General features: G+C 74.0%; 10 protein-coding genes. 5 read left to right on the forward strand and 5 right to left on the reverse strand.

Annotation, left to right across the window (positions count from 1 at the left end; genetic code table 11):
- Positions 1 to 307: 307 nt before the first annotated feature.
- A complete protein-coding gene (locus AW27_RS27050; RefSeq protein ID WP_037925668.1) occupies positions 308 to 1348 on the reverse strand; it encodes a YhgE/Pip domain-containing protein in 1041 nt (346 codons plus the stop codon).
- Between the two features lie 163 nt (positions 1349 to 1511).
- Here AW27_RS27050 and AW27_RS27055 point away from each other — a divergent pair, with 163 nt between their 5' ends.
- From AW27_RS27055 to AW27_RS27065, 3 genes are all read left to right on the forward strand, one after another.
- On the forward strand, positions 1512 to 5057 hold the full coding sequence (locus AW27_RS27055; protein ID WP_037925670.1) for a DNA polymerase III subunit alpha: 3546 nt from the start codon (positions 1512 to 1514) through the stop codon (positions 5055 to 5057).
- Positions 5054 to 6058 (forward strand): DNA polymerase Y family protein, encoded by a 1005-nt coding sequence (locus AW27_RS27060; RefSeq protein ID WP_037925672.1) that lies wholly within the window; start codon positions 5054 to 5056, stop codon positions 6056 to 6058. Before AW27_RS27055 ends, AW27_RS27060 begins: the two co-directional genes overlap by 4 nt.
- A 155-nt stretch (positions 6059 to 6213) precedes the next feature.
- Positions 6214 to 7074 carry an esterase/lipase family protein gene (locus tag AW27_RS27065; protein WP_037925674.1) on the forward strand — a complete coding sequence of 287 codons (861 nt, stop codon included), beginning with the start codon at positions 6214 to 6216 and terminating at the stop codon, positions 7072 to 7074.
- Between the two features lie 43 nt (positions 7075 to 7117).
- On the opposite strand, the gene AW27_RS27070 is transcribed toward AW27_RS27065, so the two are convergent.
- Positions 7118 to 8188, reverse strand: coding sequence for a lytic polysaccharide monooxygenase auxiliary activity family 9 protein (locus AW27_RS27070; protein WP_037925675.1), 1071 nt, complete (start codon positions 8186 to 8188; stop codon positions 7118 to 7120).
- A gap of 255 nt (positions 8189 to 8443) precedes the next feature.
- A complete protein-coding gene (locus tag AW27_RS27075) occupies positions 8444 to 8926 on the reverse strand; it encodes a ribonuclease FAU-1 family protein (RefSeq protein ID WP_037925678.1) in 483 nt (160 codons plus the stop codon).
- A 184-nt stretch (positions 8927 to 9110) separates the two neighbouring features.
- Between AW27_RS27075 and AW27_RS27080 the strand changes: the two genes are divergently transcribed.
- Positions 9111 to 9500: a GntR family transcriptional regulator gene (locus AW27_RS27080; protein ID WP_236647772.1), complete on the forward strand. Its 390-nt coding sequence runs from the start codon at positions 9111 to 9113 to the stop codon at positions 9498 to 9500.
- An 81-nt stretch (positions 9501 to 9581) separates the two neighbouring features.
- Here the strand turns inward: AW27_RS27080 and AW27_RS27085 are convergent, their stop codons facing one another.
- Positions 9582 to 10712, reverse strand: coding sequence for a DUF5925 domain-containing protein (locus AW27_RS27085; protein WP_370466586.1), 1131 nt, complete (start codon positions 10710 to 10712; stop codon positions 9582 to 9584).
- Between the two features lie 169 nt (positions 10713 to 10881).
- Here AW27_RS27085 and AW27_RS27090 point away from each other — a divergent pair, with 169 nt between their 5' ends.
- The gene (locus AW27_RS27090) at positions 10882 to 11685 is read left to right on the forward strand and encodes an SGNH/GDSL hydrolase family protein (protein ID WP_037926423.1); all 804 of its coding nucleotides are present in this window, start codon (positions 10882 to 10884) and stop codon (positions 11683 to 11685) included.
- Here AW27_RS27090 and AW27_RS27095 read toward each other — a convergent pair.
- Positions 11655 to 13364, reverse strand: coding sequence for a serine/threonine-protein kinase (locus tag AW27_RS27095; RefSeq protein ID WP_052031146.1), 1710 nt, complete (start codon positions 13362 to 13364; stop codon positions 11655 to 11657). The genes AW27_RS27090 and AW27_RS27095 overlap by 31 nt on opposite strands.
- Positions 13365 to 13539 lie beyond the last annotated feature (175 nt).

Here is a 13539-nt window from a genome sequence, read left to right on the forward strand (position 1 = left end):
TGTGGGTCGTCATGCCGATTGTGCTCGCTGGGGGAGGAGTGCGGTAGGGCGCACTTCGGGGGTGGTTCTTGTGGAGGTTCCCGGGTGCGTGCGCCGTCGTCCGGTGGGGTTCGCGCTGCGGGAGCGCTCCGGCCGGAGGCGGCCGGAGGGGCGGGGTCGGCCCGGAGGGGCGGAGGCGGCCGGGGCGGCGGCCCGTGCCCGCGGGGCGGTTCGGTCCGGTCGGGGGCGTGGTGGAGGGGCGGTGCCCGGTCGGACGATCGATCCCCGCCCGGTGGCACCGCGCACCGGCTCGTCGGCGCCGGCGGCCTCACTGTCGGTCGAGGCCCACCGGGGAGCCCGGACGGCCTCGGCGGAGGGCCGCGCAGGCCAGGGTGACCGCCGAGCCGACCGCCGCCCAGGCGGCCAGCACCAGCATCGGCCCGCCGGCGCCGTTGCCGCGGAAGTACGTGATGGAGCGGGCGGCATACGTACCGGCGCCCGGTGGCAGGGCCGGCCCGATGGTGCTCCAGAACGGCGGCAGCAGCGGGTAGGGGTAGGCACCGCCCGCGCTCGGGTTGCCGAGCACCACGACCAGCAGGATGGCCAGGCCGATGCCGACCACCCCCGCCAGCCCCTGGAGGGCGAGGGTGATCGCGCCGACCGCGAAGACGACCAGGGTGCCGAGCCCCCACAGGCCCCAGATGCTGCCGGGCAGTGCGTCCAGGACCGGGCCGGCGATGACCGTGCCGAGCAGTCCGGCGGCGATCGCGTACGCGAGCAGCGCGCCGAGCCGGATCACGGCGCGGTGTGTGTTGGCGGGCCGCGCACCGGCGCTGATCGCGAGGATCGCGGCGCACAGGTAGCCGCCCACGCACCAGCCGATGACGAGGTAGAAGGAGCTCAGGCCGCGACTGTCGCCCTTGGCGGCCGGGGCCACGTCGGTGACTCGCACGGTCCGCCCCTGGGCCCGTTCGGCGGCGCCCACGACCTCTTCCAGGGCCTGGGACAGCGAGGCTCCGGCGCCCGAGGCGACCAGCAGCCGGTCGGTCCGGCCGGCCGGGTCGATGATCAGCGCGCCGTCGACGTCCCGGTCCCGTACCCCGGCGAGCGCTGCTGCCTCGTCCTCGACGACCCGGGGGGCGAGCGGGTCTCCGGGCAGGGCGCCGAGCTGCTGCGCGGACCGCTCGGCCACCGGCGCGGCAGGCGCGGTCACCGCGATGGGGATCTCGCTGGGCCTGGGATGGTGGAAGGCCCCGATGTACGAGGTGATGAAGGCGAGCTGGAGCACCAGCACACCCAGGACGAGCAGCGCCGCCCGGGTGGTCACGGCGTCCTTGATCTCGGCGAGGAAACCTTGGGACGGGGTCATGTCTCACACGCTCGGCGTGCGGGGGACGGGCCGCAGCAGGGGCGGGCCGAACGGATGACACACCCCCACCCAGGTGCTCGAACAAGTGTTTCGCACGGATATTCGATTTGCTCTATGGTGGAGAGCGGGGGTGGTGTTCGACGAGCGAAGCAGGAGGCCGCGGGTGCCTGGTTTTACGCATCTGCACACCGTTTCGGGGTTCTCCGTGCGCTACGGAGGCTCGCACCCGGAACGGCTGGCGGAGCGTGCCGCCGGGCGGGGTATGGACGCCCTCGCCCTGACCGACCGCGACACCCTCGCGGGCGCGGTCCGGTTCGCGAAGGCGTGTGCCGGCGTGGGCATCCGGCCGCTGTTCGGCGCGGACCTGGGGGTGGCCCCCGCCGCCCCCTCCGCGGCGGGCCCGGCCGGGCCGGGGGGCTCGACCGTGTCCGCCGCGGGCGGCGGTCCGGGTGAGGCCTCGTATCGGCGGCGCACCCCCGTCAAAGGTGGGGCCTTCCTGGACGAGTCCGCAGCCCGGGCCGTCTTCCTGGCCCGGGACGGGGCCGCCGGCTGGGCCGAGCTGTGCCGGATGGTCACCGCCGCCCACGCCGGGGCCGCCGAGGTGCCGCTCGTCCCCTGGGACGCCCTGCGCGGGGAGGGCGTCTTCGTCCTGCTCGGGCCCGGCTCCGACGTGGGGAGGGCACTCGCGGCGGGCCGCCCCGATCGTGCCGCCCGGCTGCTCGCACCCTGGCGGGAGGTCTACGGCGACTCCCTGCGCCTGGAGGCCGTGCACCACGGCCGTACCGGCACCGGCCCCGGCTCGCTGCGGCTGGCCGCCCGTACCGTCGGCTTCGCCGCCGAGCAGGGCGTCCCGGCCGTGCTCACGAACGCCGTCCGCTACGCCGACCCCGGCCAGGGGCCGGTCGCCGACATCCTCGACGCGGCCCGCCGCCTGGTGCCCGTCGACCCCCGTGGCCCCCTCGACACCGGCGAGCGCTGGCTCAAGGCCCCCGCCGCCATGGCGGAGGCCGCGGACCTGATCGCCCGGGCCGCCGGTCTCGGCCCCGCAGACGCCCGACGCCTGCTCGCGCAGACCCGGCACACCGCGGAGGCCTGCTCCGTGGACCCCGAGGACGACCTCGGCATCGGCTCCGTGCACTTCCCCGAGGCCCGCCTCGTCGGCGCCGCCCACCGCAGCGCCCAGCGGGTCCTCACCTCCAGGGCCTCCGCCGGCATGGTGCTGCGCGGCTACGCGGGCGACCCCGCCTACTGGGAGCGGATGCACCACGAGCTCGACATCATCGCCCACCACGGCTTCGCCTCCTACTTCCTGACGGTCGCCCAGGTGGTGGACGACGTGCGGGAGATGGGCATCCGGGTGGCGGCCCGCGGCTCCGGCGCCGGCTCACTCGTCAACCACCTGCTCGGGATCGCGCACGCCGACCCCGTCGAGCACGGCCTGCTGATGGAGCGCTTCCTGTCCAAGCGGCGGCGCGTCCTGCCGGACATCGACATCGACGTGGAGTCCGCCCGCAGGCTGGAGGTCTACCGGCGGATCATCGACCGGTTCGGTGCCGAGCGCGTCGCCACCGTCTCCATGCCCGAGACCTACCGGGTCCGTCACGCCGTCCGCGACGTCGGCGCCGCCCTGTCCATGGACCCGGCCGTCGTCGACCGGCTCGCCAAGGCCTTCCCGCACATCCGGGCCCGCGACGCCCGCGCCGCGCTGGAGGAGCTGCCCGAACTGCGCGACGTGCGCGGGCAGTCGTACGGGCGGCTGTGGGAGCTCGTCGAATCGCTGGACGCGCTGCCGCGCGGGATCGCCATGCACCCGTGCGGGGTGCTGCTCTCCGACGCCTCGCTGCTCGCCCGCACGCCGGTGGTCCCCACCAGCGGGGAGGGCTTTCCGATGTCCCAGTTCGACAAGGACGACGTGGAGGAGCTCGGGCTGCTCAAGCTGGACGTGCTGGGGGTGCGGATGCAGTCCGCGATGGCGCACGCGGTCGCGGAGATCCGGCGCGGCACGGGGGAGGAACTCGACCTGGACGACCCGGTGCAGGTGCCGCCGGGCGACTGGGCCGCGTACGAGCTGATCCGCTCGGCCGAGACGCTGGGCTGCTTCCAGATCGAATCACCGGGCCAGCGGGACCTGGTGGGGCGGCTCCAGCCGTCGACCTTCCACGACCTGGTCGTCGACATCTCCCTCTTCCGCCCGGGACCGGTGGCCGCCGACATGGTGCGGCCCTTCATCGAGGCCCGGCACGGACGGGCCCCGGTGCGCTTCCCGCACCCGGACCTGGCCGACGCGCTGCGCGAGACGTACGGGGTGGTGGTCTTCCACGAGCAGATCATCGAGATCGTGGACGTCATGACCGGCTGCGGCAGGGACGAGGCCGACCGGGTGCGGCGCGGTCTGTCCGACCCGCCGTCACAGGCGCGGATCAAGGTCTGGTTCGCGGCGAAGGCGACCGAACGCGGCTATCCGGTGGAGGTGATCGCCCGTACCTGGGAGATCGTGGAGGCCTTCGGGTCGTACGGCTTCTGCAAGGCGCACGCGGTGGCCTTCGCCGTGCCCACCTACCAGTCGGCGTGGTTGAAGGCGCACCACCCGGCCGCCTTCTACGCCGGGCTGCTGACGCACGATCCGGGGATGTACCCGAAGCGGCTGCTGCTGGCGGACGCGCGGCGGCGGGGCGTGCCGGTGCTGCCGCTGGACGTGAACCGGTCGGCGGCCGCCCACCGTATCGAACTGGTGTCCGAGGAGGGTGGTGTGTGGGGGCTGCGGCTCGGGCTCGCCGACGTCCGCGGCATCAGCGGGGCCGAAGCGGCCCGGATCGAGTCCGGGCAGCCGTACGCCTCCCTGCGCGACTTCTGGGACCGGGCCCGTCCGGGGCGCCCGGTCGCCGAACGGCTGGCCCAGGTGGGCGCCCTGGACTCGTTCGGCGCCAACCGGCGCGATCTGCTGCTCCACGTGACGGAACTGCACGGCGCGCAGCGGGCCGCCGGTGCACGCGGCTCCCAGCTCCCGCTGGAGGGCGGCCGGTCCACGGCCTCCGTCGGGCTGCCCGACCTGACCGACGCGGAACGGCTCAGCGCCGAGCTCGGCGTCCTCGGCATGGACACCTCACGGCACCTGATGGGCGACCACCATGCCTTCCTGGCCGAGCTGGGAGTGATCCCGGCCCGCCGGCTGCGGGAGACCGAGCACGGGCGGACCGTACTGGTCGCGGGCGCCAAGGCGGCCACCCAGACCCCGCCGATCCGGTCCGGGAAGCGGGTCATCTTCACGACCCTCGACGACGGCACGGGCCTGGTCGACCTGGCCTTCTTCGACGACAGCCACGAACGGTGCGCGCACACCGTCTTCCACTCCTTCCTGCTGCTGGTGCGAGGTGTCGTGCAGCGCAGGGGCCCGCACAGCCTGAGTGTGGTCGGGGCGGCCGCGTGGAACCTGGCGGAGCTGGTGGAACTGCGGTCGGCGGGCGGCCTGGACGCGGTCGCCGCACGTCTGGCCGAGCCGACCGGCGGTCCCTCTGGCGGCCCCTCCGGCGAACCGGCCGCCGCGGGCCGGAACGCCGCCGACGGGGAGCCGGCCGCGAAGGAGCCCGGGCGCACGATCCGCATGTCCACGGGATACGAGATGAACCCCTGGGCCGATCTCCGGCCGCCGGGCACCGGCCCCGCGACCGGCCGCAGGCTGTGGCACTCCAGCCCGGGGAGCGCGGGATGAGCGCCACCGGGAAGACCGTGATGTGCCTGCGGCTGCGCCCCGCCGGCGGAGGACCGCTCGGGGCCGGGGAGTACGCCGGGGTGCTCGCGCTGCTCGGCGGGATCACCCCGGCCGTGCAGGCCCTGCCGCCCGACACCGCCCTCGCCGACGTCCGGGGCGCGCTGCGCTACTTCGGCTGCGACGCCCGCCGGTTGGCCGCCCTGATCCGGGTCCGGGCCCTCGCCCTGCACGGGGTGGACGCCGCCGTCGGCGTGGCCGGCAACCCCATGCTGGCCCGTGCGGCGGCCCGCGAGGCCCGGCCCGGCGGGACCCTGGTGCTCCCCGAAGACCCGGCCGCCGTGCGGGACTTCCTGGCGGACAAGCCCGTCACGGCACTCGACGGGGTCGGCGCCGGGGCTGCCCGCACCCTGTGTTCCTACGGCCTCGACTCCGTCGGCCGGGTCGCCGCGGCCCCGCCCGCAGCCCTGCGGCGGATCCTCGGCGCCCGGCTCGGCCGCGAGGTGCACGAGCGCGCCCTCGGGATCGACCGGACCCCCGTCCGGCCGGGCTCGGCCGCCCGGACCCTCGCCGCCGAGCGGCTCTTCGACCGGGACGAGCTGGATCCCGCACGGCATCGGCGGGCCCTCCTCTCGCTGACGGAGGAGCTCGGCGCGAAGCTTCGTACACAAGAGGACGGGCGGGTGTGCCGCGTCCTGACGCTCGGCGTCCGCTGCGCCGACCGCACCACGCTCACCCGGACCCGCACCCTGGCCGAGCCCACCGCGCACTCGGCCGCCCTGACCGCCGCGGCCTACGCCCTCTACGGCGGCCTCGGCCTGCAACGGGCCCGGGTCCGCGCGCTGTCCCTGCGGGTCGAGGGCCTGATCCCGGCCGAACGGGCCGTGCAGCAGCTCAGTCTCGACCCCGAGGACGAGAAGGCCCGCCGCCTGGAGGCCGTCACGGACCGGGTCCGTACGCGGTTCGGACCACACGCCATTGCCCGCGGCACGCTGGCCGCCTGACGGATGGTCGGACGACACACCAGTTTTTACCGACGCGTAACTTCCCTGTTTTGCTACTGGCCCGTAATTTAGCGGCAGCAGCCCCCCTTGTGATCCGGATCACGGGACGAATCCCCACGCTCATCCCCTTGAGTCGACCGCAAGGAGATCACACGATGCTGCCCTGGAGACGCCTGCTCCGCCCGCTGGCCGTCCTCGTCCTCACCGCCGCCGCGCTCGTCGCCCCCACCGGCGCGGCGCAGGCCGCGTCCGCCCCCAGCAGTGGCTGGAACAACTGGTCCTGCAAGCCGTCCGCAGCCCACCCGCGCCCCGTCGTCCTCGTCCACGGAACCTTCGGCAACTCCTGGGACAACTGGCTCGGGCTCGCCCCCTACCTCGTGCACCGCGGGTACTGCGTCTACTCGCTCGACTACGGCCAGCTGCCCGGCGTGCCCCTCTTCAACGGGCTCGGCCCCATCGACAAGTCCGCCGAACAGCTCGACGTCTTCGTGGACAAGGTGCTCGCCGCGACCGGCGCCCCCAAGACCGACATCATCGGGCACTCCCAGGGCGGCATGATGCCGCGCTACTACCTGAAGTTCCTCGGGGGCGCGCAGAAGGTCAACGCCCTGGTCGGGCTCGCCCCCGACAACCACGGCACCACCCTGCTCGGTTTCACCAAGCTCCTCCCGTACTTCCCCGGGGCCGGCGACCTGATCAGCAGCGCGACCCCCGGCCTCGCCGACCAGATCGCCGGCTCCGCCTTCCTGCAGAAGCTCAACGAGGGCGGGGACACCGTGCCCGGGGTCAGGTACACGGTGATCGCCACCAAGTACGACGAGGTGGTGACGCCGTACCGGAGCGGCTTCTTGGAGGGGCCGAACGTACGCAACGTCGTGCTCCAGGACCTGTGCTTCCTGGACCTCTCGGAGCACGTCACCATCGGGCTCACCGACCGGATCGCCTGGCACGAGGCGCTCAACGCCCTCGACCCGGCCAACGCCGAACGGACCACCTGCGCCTCGGTGTTCGACTGACACCGGGTGCGGGCGGTCCGCTCGGGGGACCGGTCCGATTCGGCTAGCGCCCGTGGCGGCCCGCCGTCGTCGCACGGCGGCGGGCCACCGCGAACAGCACGGCCGCACCGGCGACCAGGGCGCCGGCCCCGGCGATCGCGATGGACGGGGTGGCGCTGTTGCCGCCGGTCTCGGCCAGGTTGCCACCCGCCGAGGAGCCCGAGCCCGCCGGGTCCACGGAGCTCGCGGAGGCGGGCGAGGACGTGGACGGGAGGGGCGCGCCGGCCGCGCCGTTCGTCTTCGGGTCGTTGTCGCCGTGGCCGTTGTGCTCCACCGAGGACTTGCCGGCGCCGTCGGAGATCTGCTCGTCGGTCGGGGCGGAGGGCTTGTCGGACGGCTTCGACCCGTTGCCGTTCCCGTCGCCGGACCCGTCGCCGGACCCGTTGCCGGTGCTGGGCCGGGTGCTCGGCGCGGCCCCCGTACCGCCGTTGTCCTTGCCGAAGACCACGTCGGAGCAGGTGTAGAAGGCCTCCGGGCTGTCGGAGCGCTGCCAGATGCTGTAGATCAGGTGCCGGCCGGACTTGTTCGGGACGGTCCCGGAGAACACGTAGTCGCCGCTCTGCATGCCCGGGTCGGTGGCCTTCGCGAACGGCGCGGGCTCCAGGTCGGACCACTTCAGCGGCTTCGACGGGTCGTAGCCGTCCTTCGTCACATACAGCTCGAAGCTGCCCTTGTGCGGAGCCGTGCCCTTGTAGCGGAAGGTGTGGGCGCCGGCGGACATCGGGCTGGCCGGCCAGTCGCCGCGGGCGAGGTCCAGGCCCCGGTACTTGTCGTTGCCGGCTGAGCACAGCCGGCCGTTCGGGATCAGCGTCCGGTGGTTCCCGGCCGCGTTGGCGATGTTGACGGCGTTCCAGTCGTAGAACGCCTGGGTCCCGCTCGCGGCGACGGCCGCCTTGCACGCCGCCGACTTCGGTGACTCCGGTCCCTCCGCGTAGCATGCCGCGACCCGGCTGACCGGGTCGGTCATCGAGCCGTGGGCGGCCGCGGGAACGGCGGCGTACGCGGCCAGCGCGAGCGGGGCGAGACCGGCGGCGGCGATGCGGATCGGCGTCACGGTACGGCGGCGTGCGGGCATGAGCGGGTCTCCTTCGGGCAAGACGGGGGTGCGCCTGCGGAAGCGGGCTCGGCGGCGCCGCCCCCCGGCGGCGCCACGACCGGCCCTTCCTGTCCTGGCCCCGCCAAGCTAGCCCCCGGACCACGCCTTTTCGTCGGACCGGACCCCCAGGAGGGGATCCTTAGGCTCCGCTTAAGGAGGGGGAAAGAGCCGCATCAGGAAGGGCCCCGTCCAAGGGCCCCGTCCAACGGCCCCGGCCCACGCGAGGCCACCGCCCTACCGCAGGAGCGAAGCGAGCCCGGACCCGGAGCGGGCCAGTTCCTCCAGGGCGTCCAGGGCGCGGACGGCCTGGCTCGCCGCCTCCGGGTCGCTCGTCGCGAGCCCGCTCTCGGCGAACTCGTCCTCGTCCAGCCGCAGGACGGTTGTCCCGTCCGCCGAGACCCACAGGTCGAGGTCCAGGTCCTCCACGAGGATCTCCCCGCTCTGGATGTGGACCGGACGGGTCACGTCGCAGTACCAGCCCTTCAGGACGCCGTCGCCCGTGCGGACCTCCTTGACCGCGTACCAGCGGGTCCGCCAGAAGTGTTCGACGAACACGTCGCCCGGTTCGAAGCGGACGAAGCCGAAGTCCCGTACGCCCGGGGCGGCCCAGGGGGCCCGCACGGAGATGCGGTCGCCGTCGTCGGCGACCCGCGTCGCCGGATAGCGGATCTTGGTCCGGCCCGCCTTGGTCAGGACGACGGTCAGCTGTTCGGTCACGGTGTCCCCGGCCTCCTCGTGCAGTGCGTCTCGGTCGCGTAGATCTCGTACCCGAACCACCGGCTCGGCGCCCGGAGGCTGTCCGGACGGAGATCGCGGATCGACCCGGTCATGCGGCAGACGCTACGGGCGGCACCCCGCCCGGCGCCTCCCAATTGACCGGCGATGGTGGACAATCACCCCCGTGAGCTCGACGAACCTGAAGATCACCATCGACGGCTCGGCCGGGTCGGCCGCCCCGTACGAACAGCTGCGCGCGCAGATCGCCGCCCGGGCCCGGTCCGGGAAGCTGCCGGCCGGCTTCAAACTGCCGACGGTACGGGGGCTGGCGGAGGACCTGGGGCTGGCCGCCAACACCGTCGCCAAGGCCTACCGGGCACTGGAGGCCGACGGGGTGATCGAAACGCGGGGCCGCAACGGGACCTTCGTCGCGGCGGCGGGGGAGGGCGCGGCGCGCGAGGCCGCCTCCGCTGCGCAGGCGTTCGCGGAGCGGGTGCACCGGCTGGGGCTGACGGAGGCCGAGGCGGTCTCCGCCGCCACCGAAGCCCTCCGGGCCCGGTACGCCGCGCAGTAGCCGCCCTCGCCCAAGCCCTCGGGGAAGCCCGGCCGGACCGGGGGCGGCCCCGCAGCGGACGGCCCGCTCACCGCCGGAGGCTTACAGGTACAGCCCCGCCTCCGAATGGGGCTGCGGGGGCAGCACCGCGGCCGGGCCCGCGCCACGGCGCAGGGCGAACAGTTCGGCCAGGGTGGCGCCCTCGCGGGAGACCCCCTCGTCGGTGCCCAGCCAGTCCACCGCCTCACGGTGGGTCAGCCGCCCGACCTCGATGCGGGCCAGGCAGCGCCCGGGGCGGACCACCGCCGGGTGGAGACGTTCCAGGTCCTCGTTGGTCGTCACGCCGACGAGGACGTTGCGGCCCTGCCCGAGCAGTCCGTCCGTCAGGTTCAGCAGCCGCGACAGGGCCTGGCCCGCCGTGTGCCGGGCCTCGCCGCGGATCAGTTCGTCGCAGTCCTCCAGCAGCAGGAGCCGCCAGCGGCCCTTCGCGGTGCCCTCGTCCTCGCCGATCGCGATGTCCATCAGGTAGCCGACGTCGTTGAACAGCCGCTCCGGGTCCAGGACGCAGTCCACCTGGCACCAGTCCCGCCACGACCGGGCCAGCGTGCGCAGGGCCGAGGTCTTGCCCGTGCCCGGCGGCCCGTGCAGCAGGAGCAGCCGCCCGGCGATGTCGTCCGGGGTCACCTTCATCAGCCGGTCCATGGCTCCGGCGACCGGCGCGGTGTAGTTGGGCCGTACCTCCGCCCAGGTCCCTGCGGCGATCTGGCGGGTCGTCCGGTACGGGCCGCGGCGCGGCGAGACGTACCAGAAGCCCATCGTGACGTTCTCCGGCTGGGGTTCCGGCTCGTCCTGTACGTTCTCGGTGGCCTCGCCGAGCACGCTGGAGGCGAGTTCGTCGCTGACCGCCGTCACGGTCACGTCCGCGCCCCGGCTCCACCGGGAGACGAGCATGGTCCAGCCCTTGCCCTCGGCGAGGGTGGCGCTGCGGTCGCTGTCGCGCGCCGAGCGCAGCACGGTGGCCTCCGGCGGCAGGAGGGTCGCCTCCGCCTTGACCCGTTCGATCGACACGCTGTGCGAGTAGGGCTGCTCGCCCGAGGCGAACCGGCCGAGGAACAGCGCGTCGACGACGTCCGACGGTGAATCGCTGTCGTCGACGTTGAGCCGGATCGGCAGCGCGTCATGCGGGTTGGCTGGCATGGCGCCCATGATCCGGCACGAGGTGCCCGCGTGCACGCGTGTTTCGCCGGATCGGGTGCCAAGTTCCCTCTTCAAACGCGGGACGGGTGAAGATTCCGGCCGCAACTCCACTCCGAACATTCTTGGCATGGACACTTCCGGCGACTCCCGGCTGCTTGTACCAACGACTCAGGAGCAACCCCCACAAGGAGCCGCACACATGAGCATGAGAATGTCGCGCTTCGCTGCCCTGACCTCCTCCCTCTTACTCGCCGCGGGCGCCGTGCTGTTCGGCGCCGGCCAGGCGGCCGCCGCCCAGGCCGACTTCGGCTACGTCGCCCTCGGCGACTCGTACTCCTCCGGACTCGGTGCCGGCAACTACGACGGTGCGAGCGGCAACTGCAAGCGCACCAACCGCGCCTACCCCGCCCTCTGGGCCGCGGCCCACTCCCCGCAGACCTTCGCCTTCACCGCCTGCTCGGGCGCCCGTACCGGTGATGTGCTCTCGGGTCAGCTCGGCCCGCTGAACTCCGGGACCGACCTGGTCAGCATCACCATCGGCGGCAACGACGCCGGATTCTCCGACGTCATGACGACCTGTGTGCTCCAGTCCGAATCCACGTGCGTCAACCGGGTGAACCAGGCCAAGGCCTACGTGGACTCCACCCTTCCCGGACTGCTCGACCGCGTCTACGACGCCATCGACAGCCGGGCTCCCTCCGCCCGCGTCGTCGTCCTCGGCTATCCCCGCTTCTACAAGCTGAACGGCACCTGCATCGCCGGTCTGACCGAGGGCGAGCGCACCGCCATCAACGGCGCGGCCGACCACCTCAACGCCGCCATCGCCAAGCGCGCCGCGAGCCACGGCTTCACCTTCGCCTCGGTCGTCGGCTCCTTCACGGGCCACGAGATCTGCTCCGGCAGCCCGTGGCTGCACAGCGTCAACTGGCTGAACATCCCCGAGTCCTACCACCCGACCGCCGCCGGACAGTCCGGCGGCTACCTGCCCGTCCTCACCAACGCCGCCTGATCCGGCAGACCGGCCTCCGGTGTCGCCGCGGCGCTCGGCGTCGGCGACACCGGAGACGGGCTCGCGCCGGGCGAGGAGGCCCCGCCCGACGGCGTCGCCTTCTCGCACGTCACGGAGGTCGCCACCCAGGAGGTGGCGACCTCCGCCGGGCCCCGCACCTCCAGCCGCACCGCGTCCTCGAAGACCCCGTCGGGCAGGTGGGTGAACTCGGTGTGCTCCAGCCGCCGGCTCTTCGGCCCGGCGGCCTCGTACGTGACGGACTGCCAGCCGGGCCCGGAGCTCCGCCCGCTCCGCGTGGCCCAGCGGTACTCCAGCACCACCGGGACCCGCTCCACCTCGACGGTCGCGCTGAAGGCGGGCGCCTGCCCCGGGGGCGGCGGGCAGTTCCCGGTGTACGCGGTGCGCACCGCGTCGACGTACACCGACACGTGCCCGTCCGCGCTCGGCGAAGCCGGAGCCGGGGACGATGCGGGCGCGGAGGCCGGCGCCGTCCCCGTGGAAGCCGTGGCGGGAGCCCCGGCGGTGGTGGCCGGGCCCGTCGGGGCACCCCCGTTCCCACCGCCGCCGCCCGTGTCCCCGAGGTCCTTCAGCAGGACCCAGCCCAGCGCGGCCAGGGCGAGCAGCAGCAGGGCGATCCCGGCGACGAGCACCGGTCCGGCCGCGCCCCCGCCTCCGCCCGCACCCCCGGCCGCGTCCCCGCCCGCACCCCCGGCCGCCGGAGTCCGGCCGGGTGCGGGGGGCGGTGCGGGCCGGGGCCCGTACGGCCCGCCGCCCTGTGGTTCGTGCCCGAGGCGGGCCGTCGGCATCGCCGGGGTGGGCCCCGACACCGGTCCGCCGGAGGCCCGTACGGTTCCGCCCGCGCCCACCACCCGCAGCATCCGGGCCGCCTCCGCCGCGTCCAGTCGCTGCGCCGGATCCTTGCGCAGCAGCCCCGCCAGTACGGGCTCCAGCGGACCGGCCCGGCGTGCCGGGGGCGGATCCCCGTCCACCACGGCCCGCAGCGTGTCCAGTGCGGTTGCCTGTCGGAACGGCGAGACCCCCTCGACGCAGGTGTAGAGCATGACGCCGAGCGACCACAGGTCCGACCCCGGACCGGGTTCGCGGCCCAACGCCCTTTCCGGGGCGAGGAACTCGGGGGAGCCGACCACCTCGCCCGTCATGGTGATGGCGGAGGAGCCCTCCAGGCTCGCGATCCCGAAGTCGCCGAGCACCACCCGGCCGTCGTTGGCGACCAGTACGTTGGCCGGCTTCACGTCCCGGTGCAGCACCCCCGCGTCGTGCGCCGACCGCAGGGCGGCGAGGACCTGCTCGCCGATGTGGGCGGCGCGCTGCGGGGTCATCGGCCCCTCCGCCTCCAATACGTCGGCCAGCGAGAGCCCGCGCACCAGCTCCATCACGATCCAGGGGCGGCCGTCCTCGGAGGCGACGTCGTAGACCGTGACCACTCCGCGGTGCGAGACCCTGGCGGCGGCCCAGGCCTCCCGCTCCAGGCGCCGGTACATACGGGCGAGTTCGGCGGGGTCCAGCCCGGCCGGTGCGCGGACCTCCTTGACGGCCACGTCTCGGGCGAGCACCTCGTCCCGGGCCCGCCACACCACGCCCATGCCGCCGTGGCCGATCTGCTCCAGCAGTCGGTAGCGGCCCGCGACGACATGATCGGAGTTGGATTCCTCACTCACGCGAGCCCCCCGAATGCTTCCGTGCGCCCATGCGTCATCGTCCGGTCACTCCAAGTTAGCGCAGTGTGCGTGAAGTGGCCCCTGTCGTGACGAGACTCGTGCCGGGCTCTTCCGGAGCGTGATGTCCGTACCGGATCATGCGCGGAGAGTAACGGGCAACTCCGCTGAGTAATCG

This window comes from Streptomyces sp. PCS3-D2, assembly GCF_000612545.2.
Taxonomy (GTDB): Bacteria; Actinomycetota; Actinomycetes; order Streptomycetales; family Streptomycetaceae; genus Streptomyces.

Bases quoted from the DNA above. Each gene is read 5' to 3' on its own strand.
- AW27_RS27050 (WP_037925668.1), bottom strand. From the start codon at position 1,348: ATGACCCCGTCCCAAGGTTTCCTCGCCGAGATCAAGGACGCCGTGACC.
- AW27_RS27060 (WP_037925672.1), top strand. From the start codon at position 5,054: ATGAGCGCCACCGGGAAGACCGTGATGTGCCTGCGGCTGCGCCCCGCC.
- AW27_RS27065 (WP_037925674.1), top strand. From the start codon at position 6,214: ATGCTGCCCTGGAGACGCCTGCTCCGCCCGCTGGCCGTCCTCGTCCTC.
- AW27_RS27070 (WP_037925675.1), bottom strand. From the start codon at position 8,188: ATGCCCGCACGCCGCCGTACCGTGACGCCGATCCGCATCGCCGCCGCC.
- AW27_RS27090 (WP_037926423.1), top strand. From the start codon at position 10,882: ATGAGAATGTCGCGCTTCGCTGCCCTGACCTCCTCCCTCTTACTCGCC.